The 21,681-nt window shown below is 60.6% G+C and carries 21 protein-coding genes and 1 pseudogene; 11 read left to right on the top strand and 11 right to left on the bottom strand.

The features are described 5' to 3' along the window. Window positions 1-187: 187 nt before the first annotated feature. Together Q1A63_RS08095 and Q1A63_RS08100 are read right to left on the bottom strand one after the other, a co-directional pair. Window positions 188-1,192, bottom strand: a complete 1,005-nt coding sequence (locus tag Q1A63_RS08095) for a molybdopterin-binding protein (RefSeq protein ID WP_298971557.1) — start codon at window positions 1,190-1,192, stop codon at window positions 188-190. Further along, complete coding sequence (locus Q1A63_RS08100; protein ID WP_298971555.1) at window positions 1,189-2,157, bottom strand: XdhC family protein; 969 nt, start codon at window positions 2,155-2,157, stop codon at window positions 1,189-1,191. The genes Q1A63_RS08095 and Q1A63_RS08100 overlap by 4 nt, the downstream gene beginning before the upstream one ends. A gap of 166 nt (window positions 2,158-2,323) precedes the next feature. Between Q1A63_RS08100 and Q1A63_RS08105 the strand changes: the two genes are divergently transcribed. Then, the gene (locus tag Q1A63_RS08105) at window positions 2,324-2,560 is read left to right on the top strand and encodes a BolA/IbaG family iron-sulfur metabolism protein (protein ID WP_298971552.1); all 237 of its coding nucleotides are present in this window, start codon (window positions 2,324-2,326) and stop codon (window positions 2,558-2,560) included. Between the two features lie 63 nt (window positions 2,561-2,623). After that, window positions 2,624-2,986, top strand: coding sequence for a Grx4 family monothiol glutaredoxin (gene grxD / locus Q1A63_RS08110; protein WP_298971550.1), 363 nt, complete (start codon window positions 2,624-2,626; stop codon window positions 2,984-2,986). A 74-nt stretch (window positions 2,987-3,060) separates the two neighbouring features. Here the strand turns inward: grxD and Q1A63_RS08115 are convergent, their stop codons facing one another. Genes Q1A63_RS08115 through Q1A63_RS08125 form a run of 3 tightly spaced genes read right to left on the bottom strand, consistent with a single transcriptional unit; the run spans window position 3,061 to window position 4,282 of the window. Beyond that, on the bottom strand, window positions 3,061-3,408 hold the full coding sequence (locus Q1A63_RS08115) for an MliC family protein (protein WP_298971548.1): 348 nt from the start codon (window positions 3,406-3,408) through the stop codon (window positions 3,061-3,063). Continuing rightward, entirely contained in the window at window positions 3,408-3,800 is a 393-nt protein-coding gene (locus Q1A63_RS08120) for a cell division protein ZapA (RefSeq protein WP_298971546.1), read from the bottom strand. The genes Q1A63_RS08115 and Q1A63_RS08120 overlap by 1 nt, the downstream gene beginning before the upstream one ends. Then, entirely contained in the window at window positions 3,800-4,282 is a 483-nt protein-coding gene (locus Q1A63_RS08125) for a hypothetical protein (protein WP_298971544.1), read from the bottom strand. The genes Q1A63_RS08120 and Q1A63_RS08125 overlap by 1 nt, the downstream gene beginning before the upstream one ends. A 280-nt stretch (window positions 4,283-4,562) precedes the next feature. On the opposite strand from Q1A63_RS08125, the gene tkt reads away from it, so the two are divergent. Further along, window positions 4,563-6,581, top strand: a complete 2,019-nt coding sequence (gene tkt / locus Q1A63_RS08130) for a transketolase (RefSeq protein WP_298971543.1) — start codon at window positions 4,563-4,565, stop codon at window positions 6,579-6,581. A 223-nt stretch (window positions 6,582-6,804) separates the two neighbouring features. Beyond that, window positions 6,805-7,035: a hypothetical protein gene (locus Q1A63_RS08135; protein WP_298971542.1), complete on the top strand. Its 231-nt coding sequence runs from the start codon at window positions 6,805-6,807 to the stop codon at window positions 7,033-7,035. A gap of 21 nt (window positions 7,036-7,056) precedes the next feature. Here the strand turns inward: Q1A63_RS08135 and Q1A63_RS08140 are convergent, their stop codons facing one another. After that, the gene (locus tag Q1A63_RS08140; protein WP_298971540.1) at window positions 7,057-8,022 is read right to left on the bottom strand and encodes a DUF808 domain-containing protein; all 966 of its coding nucleotides are present in this window, start codon (window positions 8,020-8,022) and stop codon (window positions 7,057-7,059) included. A 213-nt stretch (window positions 8,023-8,235) separates the two neighbouring features. Here Q1A63_RS08140 and gap (Q1A63_RS08145) point away from each other — a divergent pair, with 213 nt between their 5' ends. From gap (Q1A63_RS08145) to gap (Q1A63_RS08155), 3 genes are all read left to right on the top strand, one after another. Further along, on the top strand, window positions 8,236-9,237 hold the full coding sequence (gap, locus tag Q1A63_RS08145) for a type I glyceraldehyde-3-phosphate dehydrogenase (RefSeq protein ID WP_298971538.1): 1,002 nt from the start codon (window positions 8,236-8,238) through the stop codon (window positions 9,235-9,237). A 116-nt stretch (window positions 9,238-9,353) separates the two neighbouring features. Continuing rightward, window positions 9,354-9,497: a hypothetical protein gene (locus Q1A63_RS08150; RefSeq protein WP_298971536.1), complete on the top strand. Its 144-nt coding sequence runs from the start codon at window positions 9,354-9,356 to the stop codon at window positions 9,495-9,497. A 39-nt stretch (window positions 9,498-9,536) separates the two neighbouring features. Beyond that, the gene (gene gap / locus Q1A63_RS08155) at window positions 9,537-10,538 is read left to right on the top strand and encodes a type I glyceraldehyde-3-phosphate dehydrogenase (RefSeq protein ID WP_298971533.1); all 1,002 of its coding nucleotides are present in this window, start codon (window positions 9,537-9,539) and stop codon (window positions 10,536-10,538) included. Here gap (Q1A63_RS08155) and coaD read toward each other — a convergent pair. From coaD to Q1A63_RS08170, 3 genes are all read right to left on the bottom strand, one after another. Beyond that, window positions 10,535-11,032 (bottom strand): pantetheine-phosphate adenylyltransferase, encoded by a 498-nt coding sequence (coaD, locus tag Q1A63_RS08160; RefSeq protein WP_298971530.1) that lies wholly within the window; start codon window positions 11,030-11,032, stop codon window positions 10,535-10,537. The two genes, gap (Q1A63_RS08155) and coaD, sit on opposite strands and share 4 nt — an antisense overlap. 86 nt (window positions 11,033-11,118) lie before the next feature. Next, the gene (locus tag Q1A63_RS08165) at window positions 11,119-11,553 is read right to left on the bottom strand and encodes a CBS domain-containing protein (RefSeq protein WP_298971527.1); all 435 of its coding nucleotides are present in this window, start codon (window positions 11,551-11,553) and stop codon (window positions 11,119-11,121) included. 60 nt (window positions 11,554-11,613) lie between these two features. Beyond that, on the bottom strand, window positions 11,614-12,510 hold the full coding sequence (locus Q1A63_RS08170) for a LysR family transcriptional regulator (RefSeq protein ID WP_298971630.1): 897 nt from the start codon (window positions 12,508-12,510) through the stop codon (window positions 11,614-11,616). Between the two features lie 234 nt (window positions 12,511-12,744). Here Q1A63_RS08170 and Q1A63_RS08175 point away from each other — a divergent pair, with 234 nt between their 5' ends. Beyond that, window positions 12,745-14,244, top strand: a complete 1,500-nt coding sequence (locus tag Q1A63_RS08175; protein WP_299631182.1) for a CoA-acylating methylmalonate-semialdehyde dehydrogenase — start codon at window positions 12,745-12,747, stop codon at window positions 14,242-14,244. An 85-nt stretch (window positions 14,245-14,329) separates the two neighbouring features. On the opposite strand, the gene Q1A63_RS08180 is transcribed toward Q1A63_RS08175, so the two are convergent. Further along, entirely contained in the window at window positions 14,330-14,992 is a 663-nt protein-coding gene (locus tag Q1A63_RS08180; RefSeq protein ID WP_298971629.1) for a VPLPA-CTERM sorting domain-containing protein, read from the bottom strand. A gap of 412 nt (window positions 14,993-15,404) precedes the next feature. On the opposite strand from Q1A63_RS08180, the pseudogene Q1A63_RS25600 reads away from it, so the two are divergent. From Q1A63_RS25600 to Q1A63_RS08190, 3 genes and pseudogenes are all read left to right on the top strand, one after another. Next, window positions 15,405-16,421 (top strand): annotated as a pseudogene (locus Q1A63_RS25600) (enoyl-CoA hydratase/isomerase family protein); the annotation flags it as partial. Further along, a complete protein-coding gene (gene mmsB, locus Q1A63_RS25605; RefSeq protein WP_366524326.1) occupies window positions 16,404-17,330 on the top strand; it encodes a 3-hydroxyisobutyrate dehydrogenase in 927 nt (308 codons plus the stop codon). The pseudogene Q1A63_RS25600 and the gene mmsB, both read left to right, overlap by 18 nt. A 65-nt stretch (window positions 17,331-17,395) precedes the next feature. Beyond that, a complete protein-coding gene (locus Q1A63_RS08190; protein WP_299631183.1) occupies window positions 17,396-18,733 on the top strand; it encodes an MmgE/PrpD family protein in 1,338 nt (445 codons plus the stop codon). Window positions 18,734-18,772: 39 nt separating this feature from the next. Here the strand turns inward: Q1A63_RS08190 and uvrA are convergent, their stop codons facing one another. After that, window positions 18,773-21,658 (bottom strand): excinuclease ABC subunit UvrA, encoded by a 2,886-nt coding sequence (gene uvrA / locus Q1A63_RS08195; protein WP_299631184.1) that lies wholly within the window; start codon window positions 21,656-21,658, stop codon window positions 18,773-18,775. Window positions 21,659-21,681: the final 23 nt, after the last annotated feature.

Here is a 21,681-nt window from a genome sequence, read left to right on the forward strand (position 1 = left end):
GTCCGACCCTCAACATCACCAGACGCCGAAACCCCATTCACAACCATCTCAATCCGAGACATCTCAAAAACTCCCTTATTAATGCTTGTTGCGGCGAGTTAAGCACGCCCCTCCCCGGTTGAGAACCTAAATCTTCGTCCAATGCGAGACGCTGCACCCTGCTGCATCGCCCTAGCGGGCCGCTCGCTCAGGCGCGCGGCTTGGCTGCACGCGGCTGTGGACGAGATGGGATTTCCTTCAACAGGCCCCCAACGCCCATCGCCGCGATATCATCGTCGCTCACATCCAGCCCGCAGATGACGCGCGCCAAAACCCAATCCGCCCCGTTCAGCGCAGGCGACCGGGCGCACCCCGGCAAGCCGATCACCGGATGGTCCGCAAAACTGCCCAGGAACAACAGGTTGCCGGGATCTACCGGCATGCCGAAACGCTCAACACGCCCGCCCGCCAAACGCACAGCCGCAGGCGCGGTATCGTCGATGTCGGAGGTGGCGGATCCGTTCAGGATCAGGATCAACTCATCGTCACTCTTCAACAGCGCCTGGGACAAGGACTGCTCTTCATGGGGCACAACCTGCGGCTCCGACAGGGTCAGATCGTAGGCCGCCACCCGGTCTGCAATCGCCTTGAGCCCTTTTGATCCGGCACCACCTTTGATGTCGGTGATGATCAGCCCGACGCTGCGGATCTTTGGCGGCGCGAGCCGGATCGCCGCCTGCGCCAGCGCACAGGCTTCCTGCAACGCGCCTTCCGGCACCGCATAGGAGATGATCTTGATCGTTGCGACCATGCCCCCCTCTGCCATCTGCTGAAACGGCGGGACCGTGGCCAGGGTGATCATGGGATGCACCCGGTTGACCGCCTCCAGCGCAGCGACATCCAGCACGGCAACGCCCGGCCCCTGGGCGAGCAGGTTGACCCGCCCGGTGAAGGCCTCCGTCAGGCACAGATGCTGCCCTGCCGGATCGGGCACCAAGGCCTGCGCCAGCGCCAGGGCGGCGTCGTTCTCGATCACATCACCCGCTTCCAACCGGGCCACGGTCACCTGATCAATGCCAGCGCCCGTGAGCGCAGCAATATCATCGGCGGCCAGCACACGCCCCTTGCGCAGGCGTCCGGCAGCGCCAAGCGCGACCGAATGGGCCAGCACCGCGCCTTCGGCCAGGGCGGTCTCGACGGGCCCGAATTTCACGCGCCCTGCCTTAACACACGGGTCATCTCGGCCAGAATGGACACTGCGATTTCGGGTGGGCCCGCTGCCCCGATGTCCAGCCCGATGGGACCGTGAATGCGCCCGATCTGATGTGGTTCAAAACCGGCTTCCGCCAGCCGCTCCAACCGGGCGGCGTGGGTGCGTTTCGATCCCAACGCACCGACATAGAACGCATGGGATCGCAGCGCGATATGCAGCGCAGGATCGTCAAGCTTGGGATCATGGGTCAGCAACACAACCGCGGTGCGACTGTCGACACCAACATCCTCCAGAGCTTCATCCGGCCAATCGGGCAGAATGCGCTCCCCGGGAAACCGCGCCTCGGACCCGAATGCCGCGCGCGGATCGACGATATAGGGATCATAGCCGGCAATCCGCGCCATCGGCACCAGCGCCTGTGCGATATGTACCGCGCCGACCACGACCAACCGCAGGGGCGGGTTGTGAATGGCGACAAAGACATCGCCATCTTCTTCAAACCCGGATCTGTCCATAGCAAAGCGGTCTTCGTAGATGTCGGCGACCAACCGCCGCGCGCCAGTTTTGAGATTGGCCTCATAAGCCACGGGTTTGCGCGCCGCGCGCGCCTGCATAAGGCCCTGCAACACATCTACCGGCAAAACCGGGCCGACCGGCTCCACCAGAATGCGGATGGTGCCACCACAGGCCAATCCGACGGCAAAGGCGTCACCGTCACTCACCCCATATTCCAGCAGCCGCTGTTCACCCTTCTCCAACGCCTCGGTGGCCTCCAGCACGACAGCACCTTCCACGCAACCGCCGGAAACGGACCCCTGCATTTCGCCATCACCGGCAATGACCAACTGCGCGCCCACCCGGCGGGGCGCCGAGCCCCAGGTTTCCACCACAGTGGCCAGCACTGCACCGCGGCCCGCCTCATGCCAGGCCAGCGCCTGTTCGGGGGCGTTTTCGAAAATTTCCATACCGTCTCTCCTTATCGGCGACTATTCACCATGATTTTCGGATTGTCTTCCCGAAAACCACACGCCCCCCAGTTGATGATCCTTGCGTGACGCGCGCAATTTGGCATCTTGTCCCCGCCCGCCCCGCCTACTACATCTGGTACAAGACTAAGTTGGAGCCGACCCCATGCCCATGCAAGCCCGCGAAATCGAAGATCTGCTGCGCGAGAGCTTTCCCAATGCCCAGATCACGGTGGAGGGAAACGATGGTGTGCATATGGCCGCCATGGTGGTGGATGAAAGCTTTCGCGGCAAAAACCGGGTGCAACAGCAACGCGCCGTCTATGCCGCGCTCAAAGGCAAGATGGATGGCTCGAATGGCGAGCTGCACGCGCTGGCGCTGACCACCAAGGCGCCTGACTGAGCAAATTCAATTCCGGCGCCGTCTGACATGGACCCAGCGCCCCGCGATCCGAAGGGAAGAAATATGACTGACGCAACCACACAAATTCAGGAAACAATCGGCGCAAGCGACGTTGTCTTGTTCATGAAAGGCACCAAGGAGATGCCGCAATGCGGGTTTTCCAGCCGCGTGGCAGGGGTGCTGAACTACATGGGCGTGGAGTTTTCCGACGTTAATGTGCTCTCAGACGAAGGCATACGGCAGGGCATCAAGGATTTCTCCGACTGGCCGACGATCCCGCAGCTTTACGTCAAGGGCGAGTTTGTGGGCGGCTGCGATATCATCACCGAAATGACCCTGTCGGGTGAGCTGGACACGCTGCTGGAAGAAAACGGCGTGACCTTCGACAAGGATGCAGCCGACAAGATCCGCGAAGCCAACGGGTAACCCCGCGCGCCGTCTGCGATCCGATGTGAGGGGAGCTTTGCGCTCCCCTTTCTTTCAGGTCCCGAAGTGCAGGCTTAGCGCTCGACTTTGGTGCACTCCGAATAGACCGGTGTTTCCTGGCCGGAAGACGCATCAAACCACGTGAGCAAAGCCGCATCGCCCTTTGTCCACCAGACATAACCCGACAGATCTGGCGAGCCTGCATACCGGGCGCCGGACGCCGCCGATGTGGTCTCCAGATTGACCATTTCGCCCTCGACCAGCAGGACAACCACACCGACCCCGGTTTCACCGGAGACATATATCACCGGCAATTCCACCGTCCGTTCGCATCTGTAGATTTCAGCGATCGATGTGGCGGCAGCGGGCATCGCCATCATCATCTGCACCAGGGCCGCGGCGATGATGTGCCCTCGGCACATCACGCTTTTGCTTTCTCTTCGACCGACGCGGCCAGCGCTTCGGCCCGCGCGGCGAGCTCGGCCAGCGTATCGGTCACGGTTTGCGGCACAACGGGCACTTCGACCCGCTCCGGTGTTGCCGCGGTTTCGCGCAGGTTGGCCAATTCGGCTTCGCGCTCGGTCAGCTTGGCCTGCACCTCTGCCACGCGATCTTCGACACTCGCGGTCTTGTCTGCCAGCATCAGGCCCGCCATCAGCAACATCCGGGCCTCTGGCATGCGCCCGGCCTGATCCGATAGCACCTGCGCCTCGTCATCCAGCATTTTCGCGGCTGTGTGCAAATAATGTTCTTCGCCCGCCTGGCAGGCCACATCGAACTGGCGACCGCCAATGGTAATTGTCACTTCAGGCATCAGGCGGTCTCCTCTGTCTGGGCATCATTTGCGTCAAGCAGCGGCGTGAGGGCCGCGATAATCTCATCCGCCTGCGAAATCTCTGCGGTCCGGGCCGCGCGTAAGGCCTCCAGTTCCGCCATCATCGCCTTGTTGATCAGATGCGGCTCACCGACGCCTTCGGCATTGGCGTTGCGCAGCGCCTCGCAGGCCTCGCTCAATTGCCCGTTGGCCCGGCGCAGCCGCTGCAAATCCTCGTCAAATTTGCTCATGCGGCCCGCCGTTTCCTCAGCGCGCGCTTCCAGTTCTTCGAGCGCCTTGGCCTGGCGTTCACCCAAGGCCCGCACCCGCTCGTTCAACTGCGCATTGACGGTTTTTTCTTCATCAAGCGCCTGCTTCAAGGCCTCCACGCTCTCGCCGCCATCGCCAAGCGCATCCACGCCCTGTGCCACACGGTCCAGGGCCTGCATAATCCGGCTGTTGAGTTCTTCGATTTCGCTCATGCCCACCTCATTTTCCCACATGCGATCCCGCCCATTTTGTTTCGCGGCTGCCGAATCGCTCTTTCGTCGTTCGAGGTTAACGCTATTCATGTGGCGCAACAAATGCGCCTTTGTTTGGGATCAAGCGCTTGGCGGACGCTGTTGAAGTCCTCCGCCCGGCAATGGCCTCCCCCGGCTCTTGATCTTTGCGAAGCGACTGTTATGCAGCGCTGAAACCTTGGCCCAAAGGCCTCCAAGCCCCGAACTGGGGCCGCTTCGAACCGACAAAGGATTCTACCTCGTGGATTTAAAAGCCCTCGCTGCCGCCAACCCTGATCACTGGTCGAAAGCCACCGCCATTCGCGCTCTGACGCTGGATGCCGTGGCCGCCGCAAACTCAGGACATTCCGGCATGCCCATGGGGATGGCGGATGTCGCCACCGTGCTCTTTGAAAAGCATCTGAAGTTTGATCCGACACAGCCCAACTGGCCGGATCGCGACCGGTTTATCCTGTCCGCAGGTCACGGCTCGATGCTGCTCTATGCGCTGCTGCACCTCACGGGCTATGCCGATATGACGCTGGAAGAGATCAAGAATTTCCGCCAGTGGGGTTCGCGCACTGCGGGGCACCCGGAATATGGCCATGCTTCCGGCATTGAAACCACCACCGGGCCTTTGGGCCAGGGCATTGCCAATTCGGTCGGCTTCGCCATGGCCGAGGAAATCCAGCGCGCGCAATACGGCAAGAAGGTCATTGACCACTATACCTATGTGATCGCGGGTGATGGCTGTTTGATGGAAGGCGTGAGCCAGGAAGCCATCACACTGGCCGGGCGCCACCAGCTCAGCAAACTGATCGTGCTTTGGGACAACAACAACATCACCATCGACGGGCCGGTCACGCTCTCGGACCGCACCGATCAAGTGGGCCGTTTCAAATCCGCTGGCTGGGCCGTGCTGGAGATCAACGGCCATGATCCCGCGGCCATCGACGCCGCGCTGACACAAGCCAAAAAGGGCAACAAGCCCACGATGGTGGCCTGCAAGACCCATATCGCCCTGGGCCATGCCGCACAGGACACCTCCAAGGGTCACGGCGCGCTGACGGATGCCGAACAGCTGATTGCCGCCAAAGAGGCCTATGGCTGGAAAACCGGTCCTTTTGAGGTGCCGGCGGAGGTAAAGACCGCATGGGAGGCCATCGGCGCGCGCGGCGCCGAGACACGGCACGCCTGGGAGGAGCGGTTCGACACCCTGCCCCGGGGCAAGCGCGAGACCTTCAACCGCGCCTATGCGCTGGAGGCACCCAAGAAGCTGACCGCCGTGATCAAGGCGTTTAAAAAACAAATGTCCGAAAGCGCGCTCAAGCTGGCCACCCGTGCAAGCTCCGAGAAGGTGCTGGAAGTTATCAACCCGGTGATGCCGGAGACCGTCGGCGGATCTGCAGACCTCACAGGCTCCAACAACACCAAAACCGGCGATCTGGGTGTCTTCGACGTCGACAGCCGCGCAGGTCGCTATGTCTATTGGGGCATCCGCGAGCATGGTATGGCGGCGGCGATGAACGGTATGGCGCTGCATGGCGGCATCCGCCCCTACGGTGGCACCTTCATGTGTTTCACAGATTACGCGCGCCCCTCGATGCGTCTGGCGGCCCTGATGAAAATTCCCACGGTCTTTGTCATGACCCACGACAGCATCGGTCTGGGCGAAGACGGCCCGACCCACCAACCGGTCGAGCATCTGGCGATCAGCCGGGCCACGCCGAACACCCATGTGTTCCGCCCCGCCGACACCATTGAAACGGCGGAGGCCTGGGAACTGGCGCTGACCTCGAAAGAGACGCCATCGGTATTGTCGCTCACGCGTCAAGGGCTGAGCACCGTACGTACCGAGCACAAGACCAAGAACCTCACCGCGCAGGGCGCCTATGTGCTGGCCGATGCCGAAGGGAAACGTCAGACGATTTTGCTGGCCACCGGGTCGGAGGTGGAAATCGCCATGGCCGCGCGGGACATCCTGCAGGCGGAAGGGATCGGCACCCGCGTTGTGTCGATGCCCTGCTGGGAGCTCTTTGAGGAACAGGACGAAGCCTACCGCAAGCGGGTCTTGCCGGGCGGTCCGGTGCGTGTGGCTGTCGAAGCAGGCATTCGCTTTGGCTGGGATCGCTGGCTCTTTGGCGAACGCGGGCGGCGTGAAAAATCCGGCTTTGTCGGCATGCATGATTTCGGGGCCTCCGCCCCCGCGGGCACGCTCTACAAGGAATTTGGCATCACGGCGGAAGCTGTCGCAGAGAAGGCAAAATCCCTGATCAAGTAACACGGGGGGTGCCAAGCCCTAGAAATGCGCCGCGATTTCGCGGCGCATTTTCGTTTGCGGCTGTCCAATCGCTGACGTCACCGGACCCTCGAACCAGCCCTGAAGTGACCATTACCGACCAATGCCTGCGCGCTGGCGATTTCTGGCCGAAACTGCGCGATTTTCAGCCGAGTTAACACAACCTTAAGTAGTGTTAACTAGACAGGGTGCAGGAGGAGCTTTGATGGTCATTGCCTTTGCCCTGGTGGGCGGCATTTCCGGTTTTCTGTCCGCAATTGTCGCTTTGCTCTTGGGTCACGGCATATGGCAGGCGCTGTTGATCTATTGGCTGGTTGGAACCCTTGCCGCGATCAGCCTGCTGCTGTGTCATATGACGCGGCGGGCCTTGTGCCGGGTTACCCCGGTTGCCCACGAAACGTCAGAGCCTGCCCCGCATCCCAAAAGACAGGTCTGAATCGCACCGGGCGAGGCGGTTTCAACCGATTGTCTTGCGCAAAATGGGCGTGATGAGTTTCTCTCCCACTGGGATCAGTGCAAATCCAAGCGCCAGACCAAAAACGCCATCCATGAAGGCCTTGACCGCCCATTCTCCGGCACCGATCAGGTTTTCCGGCAAGGCGTGGCCCACCGCATAGGCCACATCATGGATGAAATGCCCCAGCCAGGGCGCGCCCAGAACTTCGAGCCCGTGCACGATGATGCTGCCACCAACCCAGAGCATCGCCGCCGTACCAACCACCGTCAGGGTCCACATCACGCCCGGCATCGCCTTGACGATGCCCCGCCCAAGCGCGCGTGTGACGCCCAGACGCCCCGTGCTGGCCAGCGCCAGGCCGACGTCATCCGCCTTCACAATCAGCGCAACGGCGCCGTAAACCGCGACGGTGATCATGACGGCCACCGCCGCAAGCGTCGCGGTTTCCATCCAGAAATTGCTGGGCGGGATCGCCGCCAGCGCGATGGTCATGATCTCGGCGGAGAGAATGAAGTCGGTCTTGATGGCGCCCGCCGCCTTTTGCTCTTCCAGATGCGCGGGGTCCTTGACCTCGGTTTCCGCACCGGGATGGTCCTCATGCCCGTGCCCGCCTATGCCCATCGCATGGGCGACTTTCTCAGCCCCTTCAAAACACAGATAGCAACCGCCGATCATCAACAGCGGCGTGATTAACCAGGGTGCGAAATTCGACAGCAACAGGCCCACCGGCAGCAGGTACACCAACTTGTTGATCATGGAGCCTTTGGCAATCCGCCAGATCACCGGCAGTTCGCGATCCGCTGAGAACCCCTGGACATACTTCGGGGTCACGGCGGCATCGTCGATCACCGCGCCCGCCGCCTTGGCCCCGGCTTTGGCCGCCTGACCGATGACGTCATCCACCGAGGCCGCTGCCACCTTGGCGATTCCCGCCACGTCATCCAACAATGCCAGCAGCCCACTCATCACAATGCCCCTTTTTTCAACATCTGTGCTTTGCGATGACCTAGAGCGCCCGGTCCGGATTGGCAATTGTGGTTAATATGCACGCAATGCGTGTGTGCAACAGTCTGTTGCCGAGGTTTAACGCTAACATTCTGAAAACACGCCGTTTTACGCGTTTCATCAAATTGCGATTAAAGGTATAGAGCCCGCAAATGATCCGAGTGGAGTGCAAGTATGACCATCAGAGTTGGTATCAACGGGTTTGGACGCATCGGACGGTGCACCCTGTCTCACATCGCAACATCCGGCCGCAACGACATTGATGTCGTCGCCATCAATGCTACGGGCCCGCTGGAAACCTCGGCGCATCTGATCAAATACGATTCCGTGCACGGGCGCTTCCCCGGCGATGTGATCGTCGGTGCAAATTCACTGGACCTGGGTCGCGGCCCGATCCGGATGATGTCCACCTACGACATGAACGAGCTGGATTGGGACGGCGTCGACGTGGTGCTGGAATGCACCGGCAAATTCAACGACGGTGACAAGGCCAAAACCCACATCGACCGTGGTGCCAAGCGAGTGCTGATCTCCGCTCCGGCCAAGCGCGTGGACCGGACCATCGTCTACGGTGTCAACCACCGCGATCTGCTGCCCTCTGATGCGGTGGTCTCCAACGGCTCCTGCACCACCAACTGTCTGGCACCGCTGGCCAAGGTGATGGATGAGGCCATCGGGATCGAACGCGGGATCATGACCACGATCCACTCCTACACCGGCGATCAGCCGACGCTGGACCGTCGCCATGATGACCTCTATCGCGCCCGCGCGGCCGCCATGGCGATCATCCCAACCTCCACCGGTGCCGCCAAGGCTTTGGGCGAAGTGCTGCCAAACCTGGCGGGCAAGCTCGACGGGACAGCCATGCGGGTGCCGACGCCCAATGTCTCCGCCGTTGATCTGACATTTGAGGCACCGCGCGACGTGACGGTAGAAGAAGTCAACGCTGCATTGGAGGCCGCTGCATCCGGCGCGATGGCGCGGGTGATGGGCTATGATGCCGAGGCCAAGGTCTCCATCGACTTCAACCACACCGAACAAAGCTGCATTGTCGCGCCGGAACAGACCAAGGTTGTCGGCGGCCGCACCGTGCGCGTTCTCGCATGGTACGACAATGAATGGGCCTTCTCTGCCCGGATGGCAGATGTCGCCGTCAGCATGGGGCATCTCGGTTGATCGCACAGGTGCTTGCGGGCGCCTGAACAGGCTGTCATACCCTCACATGAAACCGACCGCTGAAACAGTCGGTCGGTTTTTCGCAATGCGACAAGGGTGGCAGGGAACAAGGCGTCATGACCAATAGCATCGCAATCGCGCTTGGGCTGCTCCTGGTTTGTCTGGCGGTCGTGGACGTCTTCATCTTTGGCACAGAGCATCTTGTTTTTCTTGGAAAAAAGCTGTTTGAGTTGATCGAATGGCTCGCCTTCTGGCGATAAGGCGTAGTTCAGCCACAGGCGGGATTTGGAAGACATCGGATGACACTCAGGCTTGGTATAAATGGGTTTGGCCGCATCGGGCGGACGGTACTGCGCGTGCTGATGGAAAGCGCGCGCGACGACATGCAGGTGGTGGCGATCAACGACCCCGCCCCGGCAGAGACGCTGGCGCATCTCTTTGAATTCGACTCGGTGCACGGCCCCTATCGCGGCCCGCTGAGCTATACCGACGCAGGGCTGGACCTCGGCTATGGCGCCATTCACATGACGTCGGTGCCGGACCCCGAGATGATCACCTGGCCGGATCTGGACATCGTTCTGGAATGCAGCGGGCGCTTCACCGATCCCGTGCGCGCCCGCACGCACCTGCGGCGCGGCGCACGTAGGGTGCTCTTATCGGCACCCGCTAAGGGGGCTGCAAAAACCATCATCCGAGGCGTGAACGACGATTTGATCCTGGCGGATGATCGGCTGATCTCCAACGGCTCCTGCACCACCAATTGTCTCGTGCCCATCGTGAAGGTCCTGCACGACGCCTTCACGATCAAACGCGGGATGATGACCACGGTGCATTGTTATACCAGCAATCAGAGCCTGCATGACGCGCCGCACACCGATCTCTACCGTGCGCGAGCGGCGGCACAGTCGATGATCCCCACAACAACCGGAGCCGCGCAAACCTTGGGCGAAGTGCTGCCCGAGATGGTCGGGCGGATCACCGGTCAGGCGATCCGCGTGCCCGTGCTCAACGTCTCCTGCATTGACTTATCGGTCGAGGTCGCCTCGGCAACGGATGTGGATGCGGTCAACGCCGCTTTTCGTGCCGCGGCACGAGGCCCGCTTGCCGGGATTGTTGCAACCACCGACCGGAAACTGGTGTCCTCCGACCTCAAGCAGGCCGCCGCCAGCGCCACTTTCGCCGAAGATCAGACCCGCGTGCAGGATGGCACCTGGGTGCGGGTGCTGGCCTGGTATGACAATGAATGGGGATTTTCCAACCGGCTGCTCGACACCGCCCGCCGGATGGGCGACCTGCTCTAGGCTTTGCCCAGACGCGCCAGCAATTGCGAATTTACCCGTGGGGTGACGAATTTGCTGATGTCCCCGTCCAGCCGGGCAATCTCTTTGACCAGCTTGCTGGCAATGGCCTGATGCTGGGCTTCGGCCATCAAAAACACGGTTTCAATCCCATCATCCAGCTGCCGGTTCATGCCAACCATCTGATATTCGTATTCAAAATCCGCCACGGCCCGCAGACCCCGCACAATGATCTGCGCGTCCACATCGCGGGCGCAGTCGATCAGCAGATTTTCAAAGGGATGCACGAGGATCTCGACCCCCGTCTGCGTGGCCAGGGCGGCGCATTCGGCCTCGACCATCTCCACCCGCTCTTCGAGGTCAAACATCGGGCCCTTGTCACGATTGATGGCAACGCCGATGACCAATCGGTCAACCAGCACGCAGGCCCGGCGAATGATATCAAGATGGCCCAAAGTGATCGGATCAAATGTGCCGGGATAGAGGCCAACGCGCATGTGGTCTCTCCTGTCGTGAGTATTGCGGTGAAACGATCACTTTGATCCCGGGATTGCAAGCCTTTTGACAATGCCGCGGGAACGGATCAGTGGCCCATGATCATGCCTTCGAGGGCGTCTTTTTCCATCGCCAGTTCCATCAGCTTGGCCTTGACCACGTCGCCCAGCGAAATCACGCCAATCAGGCCGCCACCGCTCAACACAGGCATATGCCGAAACCGACCATCGGTCATCTTTTGCAGGACCGCATCGGCGGCGTCATCCTGGCTGCAGGTCACAAGTTTGGTGGTCATCAGTGTCTCCACCGTATGCGTCAGACACCCGGCCCCCCGGGCGCCGATCTCGCGTACGATGTCGCGCTCGGACAGAATGCCGTCCGCCGTGGCCCCGTCACGCGATACAACCACCGTACCAATACGCTTTTCCGAGAGTATTCTGGCCGCCTCGGCGATTGATAATGTGGGGGAAACCGTCACAACGTCTTGCAGCGATTTGGTTTTCAGGATCTGGGACACCAACATGTCGGACCTCCTTGCAACGTGTTGAACACCTCTCCAGCGTCACCGCAAAGCGGCATCAAGTCAAGCCAGCGCTTCCAATCTTGCAACTTCTGCGCGCAGGCGCGCGCTCAGGGCTTCGGCGAAACGGCTCAACCTCGGGTTACGCCGGTCATCCGCATGCCGGATCAGGTAGAAGGCGCGCTTGAGGCTGATCTGATCGGTGAGGATGCGGCGCACGCCAGGCATCGCGGGCACCGAGAAATCATGCGCGATGCCCACCCCACCCCCCTGCCGGATCCAGTTGATCTGCACCGAGACCGAATTGGACGCCAGCGGCACGCGTTTGATCCCCAAATCGCTCAGATAATCGAGCTCCCGGTCGAAAATCATATCCGGGATATAGCCGACCAGCCGGTGCTGGCCGAGATCATCGATGTTCTGAATGGGCGGGTGCCCTGCCAGATAGCTCTCTGAGGCGGCGAGGTGGAGATGGTAGTCGGACACCTTCTGCACAACCAGACGCCCCGCTGTGGGCGCGCTCACCGCGATGGCCATATCCGCCTCGCGCCGCGACAGGTTGAACACCCGCGGCAGGGCCACGATCTGAATGTCGAGATCCGGGTTTTCGTCCGAAATCGCGGCGCAAACCTGTGGCAACAGGTAATTCGCACTGCCATCCGGCGCGCCAATCCTGATCTGCCCGGACAGCTGGTCACTTTGCGCGGGCAGTTCAGCAATGGCGCTGCGCATGGCACGCTCCGCCGTCTCGGCGCGCGACAGCAGCGAGGCCCCGGCATCGGTCAGCGTATAGCCCTGCGGCGATTTGGCGAAGAGCGTGGCCTGCAGGGTGGCCTCCAACCGTTGCATGCGGCGCCCGACAGTCGCCGGATCGAGCCGCAGCACCTTGCCCGCGCCTGACAGGGTTTCTTCGCGCGCGACGGCAAGAAACAAACGCAGATCATCCCAATTCGTTTGCAAACCGTCGATCTCCCAGTTGCGCCGCTGGCCGTGTCTGTCGCGCGTCAGAAGTCTGAGACGCCACCGGAACAACAGCAAACCCTGCAAAAACGCAAAATAACTTTGCCACCTTGCCCCTTTCGCCTTGGTTTTTGCAAGACTATCATCACCCCAATCGCGTTTTCAAAGGTCGGTGCACAGACAAGGGCCTGCGCACCGGCGCTACAACAACAGTCCTGCAACTCGGAGAGATTGATGCAAGAACTCACCCACTACCTGAACGGTCAGCATGTCAAAGGCACATCCGGTCGTTTTGCTGATGTCATGAACCCGGCCACCGGCGAGGTGCAGGCCCAATGCCCGCTGGCCTCCAAGGCCGAGGTGGAACAAGCTGTCGCCTATGCCGCCGCGGCGCAGCCTGCCTGGGCCGCAGTCAACCCGCAGCGCCGCGCCCGCGTCATGATGAAATTCGTGGACCTGCTGAACCGGGACATGGACAAACTGGCCGAAGCGCTCAGCCGTGAGCATGGCAAGACCCTGCCTGACGCGGCGGGCGACGTGCAGCGCGGATTGGAGGTGGTGGAATACTGCATCGGCGCACCGCAGCTGCTGAAAGGTGAATACACCGACAGCGCGGGCCCCGGCATCGACATGTATTCGATGCGCCAGGCGCTTGGGGTGACCGCAGGCATCACGCCCTTCAACTTCCCTGCCATGATCCCGATGTGGATGTTTGCGCCCGCCATCGCCTGCGGCAATGCCTTCATCCTGAAACCCTCCGAGCGGGACCCTTCCGTGCCCCTGATGCTGGCGGAACTGATGGAAGAAGCCGGTCTGCCCAAGGGGGTCCTGCAGGTGGTCAATGGCGACAAGGAAGCGGTCGATGCCATCCTCTATGATCAGGTGATCCAGTCCATCGGCTTTGTCGGCTCTACGCCCATTGCCGAATACATCTACGGCACCGGCTGCGCGCAGGGCAAACGTGTGCAATGTTTCGGCGGCGCCAAGAACCACATGATCGTCATGCCTGATGCCAATATGGATCAGGCGGCGGATGCGCTGGTCGGCGCAGGCTATGGGGCTGCCGGGGAGCGTTGCATGGCCATTTCGGTTGCGGTTCCGGTTGGCGATGAAACGGCGGACCGTCTGATCGAAAAGCTGGTCCCGCGCATCGAAAAGCTAAAGGTCGGCCCCTATACCGCGGGCAAGGATGTGGACTATGGCCCGGTGGTCACCGCTGCGGCCAAGGCCAATATCGAGCGCTTGGTGCAGACCGGGATCGATCAGGGCGCCAAGCTGGTCGTTGATGGCCGTGATTTCAACCTTCAGGGCTATGAGGACGGGTTCTTTATCGGGCCACATCTTTTTGACAATGTGACCAAGGACATGGACATCTACAAACACGAGATCTTTGGCCCCGTCCTGTCGACCGTCCGCGCGCAAAGCTATGAAGAGGCGCTGGGGCTGGCGATGGACCACGAATACGGCAATGGCACCGCGATCTTCACCCGCGACGGCGACGCGGCGCGTGATTTCGCCAACCGGGTCAACGTCGGTATGGTCGGGGTGAATGTGCCGATCCCGGTGCCGCTCGCCTACCATACCTTCGGCGGCTGGAAGAAGTCGGTGTTTGGCGATCTGAACCAGCACGGGCCGGACGCCTTCAAGTTCTATACGCGCACAAAAACGATCACATCGCGCTGGCCATCAGGCATCAAGGAAGGCGGCGAATTCTCCATTCCCGTGATGGAGTAAGCGCGCCGTCAGTGCGTCGAGACACAAAGCGAAAGCGGCTCTGAAAAGAGCCGCTTTTTTATTGTCCAGACTTTCGAACGGGTGCTCAGGCCGCTTTCTTGCGACGGCGCATCCCGACAAGACCACCAACACCGGCCAGGAGCATCCAGCCCGCTGCCGGCAGCGGCACCGCACTTACTTTTTCAATCTCCGCATTAATGATCAGGCGGCTGGTGCCATGCTCATCTGTCCGCCATTTGGTCTTGCCATTCTTCTGACGCAGCGCACCATCCCCGTCGAGGGAGACAGAGAAGCTTTTCAGCGTGATCCCTTTTCCGAGCACGAAGGGCAATGCCAGATCAAAATCGTCGAATTGCGTGATCACGGCCAGATCGCTGGGATCGCTTGCGTTGTTGTTGGAGGTGTCGATCTTCAGCTTGACCGTATCATTTGTCGTCTGGTCCAGCGGATCGTCCAGGTCCAGCTGCAGATTTGCAAAGACACGGAACAGATCGTCAAAATTATACCAGGTCGCGTTGAACCATTCCAGCGCGCCAATCTGGTAGGAATTGGTGCCCGACTGGAGGCTGTGGCTGAACGAATAGTCCAAAATCTCCATCGTGCTTTTTCCGGGGCGACCCCATGCGATGCTGGAGGTTCCGATGCCCGTCAGCGAGCCGGAGCCATCAAATCCATTGGCCCGCAGAAAGGTGCCGCTGGTGCCGCCAGAAAACGTCGCCGCCTGGGCGGCCCCCGTCAAGAATGTCACAGCAGTCAAGCCAATTACTAAATGCTTAATACTCATTTTCAAACGCCTCTTTATCAAAAAAACTGCGTGACATTCTGGGGCACTCAATACGCCACTGACTACGGAAGCATGTCTAACATGAGCGGATTTCCGCTGCAATTGATTTTCCTAAAATTTTCTATTTTTGACTTTTTGTCATTTTTCATCAGATAGATGCACGAAGACGCCAGCACTAGAAAGGATTACTTTCAGAGGTGTCACAAGCATATCGGCGAAAATCCACGCAGATTAAGAATCCTTTTGATGCCCTTTTCGGCAGCCAACAGCCCGGCGATTTCCGGATGCGCCACGCAGGCCCTGCACCGGAAGAAATCTGGCACAGCGGGTCTTCATTCGGTTGCTGTAGCCAAAGCGCTCCCGTATTGAAACGGATATGCAAGACGTCCTGATCCGCACCATCGGCCGCACCGGCCGTATCACCCTGAACCGGCCCTCCGCCTTGAATGCCATTACCTATGATATGTGTCTGGCGATTGAGGCCGCATTTGAGGCGTGGCGCGACGATCCGGGTGTGGTGCAGATCGTGCTTGATGCTGCCGGAGATCGTGCTTTTTGCGCGGGCGGCGACATCGCCGAGCTTTACGAGACCGGAACGCAGGGCAACTTTGCCTACGGTCAGAAGTTCTGGGCCGATGAGTATCGGCTGAACGCGAAAATCTTCCTCTACCCCAAGCCGGTGGTGTCATTCCTTCAAGGCTTCACCATGGGCGGCGGCGTTGGCATCGGTTGTCACGGATCACACCGGATCGTTGGCGAAAGCAGCCAAATCGCCATGCCGGAATGTGGCATCGGGCTGGTACCGGATGTGGGCGGCTCGCTGATGCTGGCGCTCGCGCCGGGACGTTTGGGTGAATACCTTGGGACGACGGCTGCGCGCATGTCTGCAGGGGACGCGATTTTGGCCGGGTTTGCGGATATCTATATCCCGCAGGAAAAATGGTCTCACGTGATCAGACAGCTTGAAGAAGGCGGGACACCGGATCTGTTGAACGTGGCAGCGGAAACCCCGCCCGAGGGCACGCTTGCGGCACATCTGGAATATATCGATCAGCATTTTGCAGGTGAAAGGCTGGGCGATATCCTGACCACGCTGCGCAAAGACGACAGCGATTTCGCGCAACAGAGCCTGAAACAAATCAGCCGGAACAGCCCCCTGTCGATGGCCTGCACAATCGAGATGATCCACCGTCTGCGCGGCCCCTCGCTGACCATCGCCAAGGCGTTGGATCTGGAATACCGGTTCACCTATCGCGCGATGGAGCATGGTGATTTTCTGGAGGGCATTCGCGCGGCGATCATCGACAAGGATCGCGCGCCCAAATGGCAATTCAGCGATCAGAACGTACCCGCAGCGGCTGTAAGCAAGATGCTGATGCCCTTGGGAAATGACGCATTGAAACTGGAGGGGACCGAGATGGAAGCGCTGAACGTTGGATTTATCGGATTGGGCAATATGGGCGCGCCGATGGCGGCCAATCTGGCCAAAGCGGGCTGCGTGGTGCGCGGGTTTGACACCGCCGGTACCAGTGCGGAAGGCGTGCAGATGGTCGCCTCCGCGACAGAAGCGGCAACAGGGGCGGATGTTGTCCTCACCATGCTGCCGAACGGCGCGATTTTGCGCAGCGTCGCAGCGGAAATCCTGCCTGCGATGAAACCCGGCGCCCTGCTGCTGGATTGCTCTACCGTGGATGTGGAAAGCGCCCGCGATGTGGCCGCTCAGGCCGAAGCGTCAAAGCTGCTCTTCGTGGATGCGCCGGTCTCAGGCGGGATCGGCGGCGCCGCGGGGGGTACGTTGACCTTCATGGCCGGGGGCACAACCGCGGCATTCACCAAGGCACGGCCGCTTTTCGACATCATGGGGCAAAAGGCCGTGCATTGCGGGGATGCGGGTGCAGGTCAGGCCGCAAAAATCTGCAACAACATGATCCTTGGGGCCACGATGATCGCCACCTGTGAGGCCTTTGCTTTGGCGGATAAACTCGGGCTCGATCGGCAGAAAATGTTTGACGTGGTCAGCACGTCATCGGGCTACAGCTGGACCATGAACGCCTATTGTCCTGCCCCGGGCGTCGGCCCGCAAAGCCCGGCAGACAATGATTACACCCCAGGATTTGCTGCCGAATTGATGCTCAAGGACCTCGGGCTGTCACAGCAGGCCGCAGAGGCGGTCGACGCCGATACCCCGATGGGCGCGCTGGCGCATGCACTTTACGCCAAATTTGTCGAAGATGAGGATGGTATGGGCAAGGATTTTTCAGCGATGTTACCACGGTTTTCGGCGCGCGGCAGAACATCATAGGTCGCAAACAGACGCATCGATGGATCAAGCCACGGTAAGCTGCGGTGAGATCATAAAGAGCTTGTATGCCCAAAGCCTTTCACGAATTTGCCGCCGACCTGACCTACGATGACCTGACTGAGCCGGTCTTGCAGGTCCTCAGGCGATCCTTTCTCGATACCATGGGGGTGGCGGCGGTGGCCTCGACCACCACCATGGCTGGTATTGCCCGACAGGGCGCGATGGCGCTCTTTGGCGCCGGACAGGCTGGCAGTAGCCGCATCCTGATGCACGGCGCGCGCGTCAGCCCCGCAGGGGCCGCCATGGCAGGCGCCTTCACGGTCGATAGTGTCGACGCACACGACGGGACATCCCCGTGCAAAGGTCACGCGGGCTCCGCGGTTTTCCCCGCCCTTCTGGCGATGAGCGACGTTCAGGACGGGATGCAGGGCGCTGATTTTGCGACGCTTTTGGCGATTGCCTATGAGGTCAGTTACCGCGCGGGCCTGGCACAACACGCGACCTGTGCGGAGTATCACACCTCCGGCGCCTGGACGGCTGTGGGTGTCGCCACCGCCTGCGCCCGCGCGCTGGACTGTACGCCAGACCAAATACGCCATGCCGCGGGGATTGGAGAATACCACGGCCCGCGCAGCCAGATGATGCGCTGCATCGACCACCCGACCATGCTGCGGGACGGGGTGGGCTGGGGCGCACCTTCGGGTGTCACGGCAGCCTATCTCGCTCAGATGGGTTTCACCGGTGCGCCAGCGTTGACCTGTGAAGACGCGCCCGCGTTCTGGGAGGATCTTGGCACGGCCTGGCGCATGGTCACAGACACGCATTACAAACCCTACCCCTGCTGCCGCTGGGCTCATCCCGCCATTGATGCAGCGCGGGATTTGATGCGGGAGCACAGATTGCATCACAGCCAGATTGCAGGGGTCGATATCCGAACCTTTCATAACGCCATCCGGTTGGCCGGGCATCACCCTGCAACGCCGGATGAATTCGCCTATGCCATCGCTTTTCCGGTGGCCACCATGATCGTGCGCGGCCAGGTCGGTGTGCCGGAACTGGCCGAAAGCACGTTGCAGGATGCCGATATCCTGCGGGTCAGCGGTGCCATCCGATTGATTGAGGATGACCACTTTACAGCCATCAGCGAGGGCAAACGATGGGCGCAGGTCACGTTAAGACTTGTGGACGGCGCGGAACTGTCATCGCCCCCGCGCACGCCGCGCGGCGACACCGATTTGCCGCTGTCGGACTTGGAGATTTCGGAAAAATTCCACCTCTTTGCCGACCCGGTTCTGGGCACCAAGCGCGCTGGCGAGATTGAGGCGCTCTGCGCGGAGTTTGATACACTCGCCGCAGATGATTTCGCACGGCTATGTGATCTGTGCCTTGAACCGGCGGTATAGCGACCCGCCCGCCGCCGCCTGCCCAGTGCCTCTCGCCACCTACTCCGCAGCAACCTTTCGACGGGACTGCAACATCGGTTTCAGGTACTTTCCGGTGTAGCTTTCGGCAACCTCCGCCACCTGTTCCGGGGTGCCGGTGGCGACGATCCGACCACCCCCATCGCCGCCTTGAGGCCCGATGTCGATGATATGGTCGGCGGTCTTCACCACGTCCAGGTTGTGTTCGATCACGATGACCGAATTTCCCTGATCCACCAGTTCATGCAGCACTTCCAACAGCTTGCGCACATCCTCGAAATGCAGCCCTGTGGTGGGTTCATCCAGAATGTAGAGCGTCCGCCCGGTGGAGCGTTTGCTCAGCTCTTTCGATAGTTTCACCCGCTGCGCTTCCCCGCCCGAGAGCGTCGTCGCCTGTTGACCCACCTTGATGTAGCCGAGCCCCACACGCATCAGCGCATCCATTTTCTCGCGGATTGACGGCACCGCCTGGAAAAACGCCTGCGCGTCCTCAACTGTCATGTCAAGAACGTCTGCTATACTCTTGCCTTTAAAGGTAACTTCCAGCGTCTCACGGTTGTAGCGCTTGCCCTTGCAGGTTTCACATTCCACGTAGACGTCAGGCAAAAAGTGCATCTCGATCTTGATCACACCATCGCCCTGACAGGCCTCACATCGCCCGCCCTTGACGTTGAAGCTGAAGCGTCCGGGCTTGTATCCGCGCGTTTTGGCCTCCGGCAGCCCGGCAAACCAATCGCGGATTGGCGTGAAGGCCCCGGTATAGGTCGCGGGGTTTGACCGTGGCGTGCGCCCGATGGGGCGCTGATCGATATCGATGACCTTGTCGAGATGCTCCAGCCCCTTGATGGTCTCACAGGGAGCGGGCGTCTGGCGCGCGCCGTTGAGCCGCATCGAGGCAGTCTTGAACAGGGTCTCAATCGTCAGCGTGGATTTGCCACCGCCCGACACCCCCGTCACGCAGACAAATTTGCCCAGCGGGTAGTCAACCGTGACGTTTTGCAGGTTGTTGCCGGTCGCCTTGACCACCTGAACCTTCTTCTTGTTGCCCTTGCGGCGGGTGGCTGGCACCGGAATTTCCCGGGTCCCGGTCAGGTACTGGCCAGTGATGGACTCGGTGTCGCCCGCAATCACATCCGGCGTACCGTGGCTGACCACCTGCCCGCCGTGCACGCCCGCGCCCGGACCGATGTCAAAGACATAATCCGCCTCGCGAATGGCCTCTTCGTCATGTTCAACCACGATCACGGTATTGCCCTGATCGCGCAGGTTTTTCAGGGTGAGCAACAGGCGGTCGTTATCGCGCTGGTGCAGGCCAATCGAGGGCTCATCGAGTACGTAAAGCACGCCCGTCAAGCCCGATCCGATCTGGCTGGCCAGCCGGATACGCTGGCTTTCACCGCCCGAGAGCGTGCCAGCATTGCGGCTGAGCGTCAGATATTCGAGACCCACGTTGTTCAGAAAGCCCAGACGTTCGCGGATTTCCTTGAGGATCGCACGGGCGATCTCGTTTTTCTGCACAGTCAGATGATCCGGCACGGTTTCGCACCAGTCAAAAGCCTCGCGGATCGACATCTGAACGACCTCGCCGACATGCAGCCGCTGCTCCGGCGCACCATCGACGGGTCCGATCTTGACGGCCAGCGCCTCTTCGCGCAGACGGAAACCGCCGCAGGTGCCGCAGGAGCGGTTATTCTGATACCGCTCGAATTCCTCGCGAATCCAGTTGCTGTCGGTCTCGCGGTAGCGGCGTTCCATATTCGGGATCACGCCTTCGAACACACGCGTCACCTGATAGACGCGCCCACCCTCATCGTAGCGGAAAGCGATCTCTTCTTCACCAGAGCCATAGAGGAAGACCTGTTGCACCTTCTTGGGCAGGTCCTTCCACTTATCGGTCTGTTTGAACTTGTAGTGTTTCGCAATGGCTTCAATGGTTTGCAGGAAATATGGGCTCTTGCCCTTGCGCCAGGGGGCCAATGCGCCATCGGCGATTTTCAGGTTCTGGTCGGGTACAACAAGGCGTTCATCAAAAAACAATTCCACGCCCAGACCATCGCACTCCGGGCAGGCCCCAAAAGGTGCGTTGAAAGAGAAGAGACGCGGCTCGATCTCCGGGATCGTGAAACCGCTGACCGGACAGGCGAATTTTTCGGAGAAGGTTGTGCGTTCCGGATCCCCCTCGCTCGGCGCGGTCTCCAGAATGGCGATGCCGTCCGCCAGATCAAGCGCCGTGCGCAAGCTGTCAGCCAACCGCGTTTCCAACCCTTCGCGGACCACGATCCGATCGACCACCACATCGATATCATGGCGGAACTTCTTGTGGAGCGTGGGCGGTTCGTCCAATTCATAGAACTCCCCATCCACCTTAACCCGCTGGAACCCCTGCTTGCGCAGCTCCAGAAACTCCTTGCGGTATTCGCCCTTGCGGTCCCGGATGATCGGGGCGAGCAGGTAGGCACGCGTCCCCTCCTCCATCGCCATCACACGGTCCACCATGTCCTGCACCTGCTGCGCCTCGATGGGCTTGCCGGTGGCGGGCGAGTACGGCGTGCCGACGCGGGCGAACAGCAACCGCATATAGTCGTAGATTTCCGTGACCGTACCAACGGTGGAGCGCGGATTCTTGGAGGTGGTTTTCTGCTCAATCGAAATCGCGGGCGAGAGACCGGCGATATGGTCTACATCCGGTTTCTGCATCATGTCGAGGAACTGGCGGGCGTAAGCGCTGAGCGATTCGACATAGCGGCGCTGGCCCTCGGCATAGATCGTATCGAAGGCCAGTGAAGACTTGCCCGAGCCGGAAAGACCAGTGATCACAACCAGTTGGTCGCGCGGAATATCCACGTCGATGTTCTTGAGGTTATGTTCGCGCGCCCCGCGCACTTCGATATGTTTTAACTCGGCCATCAGGCACCCCCGTGTAACGTGCT

The sequence above is a fragment of the uncultured Roseobacter sp. genome (assembly GCF_947499265.1).
In the GTDB taxonomy this organism is placed as follows: Bacteria; Pseudomonadota; Alphaproteobacteria; order Rhodobacterales; family Rhodobacteraceae; genus Roseobacter.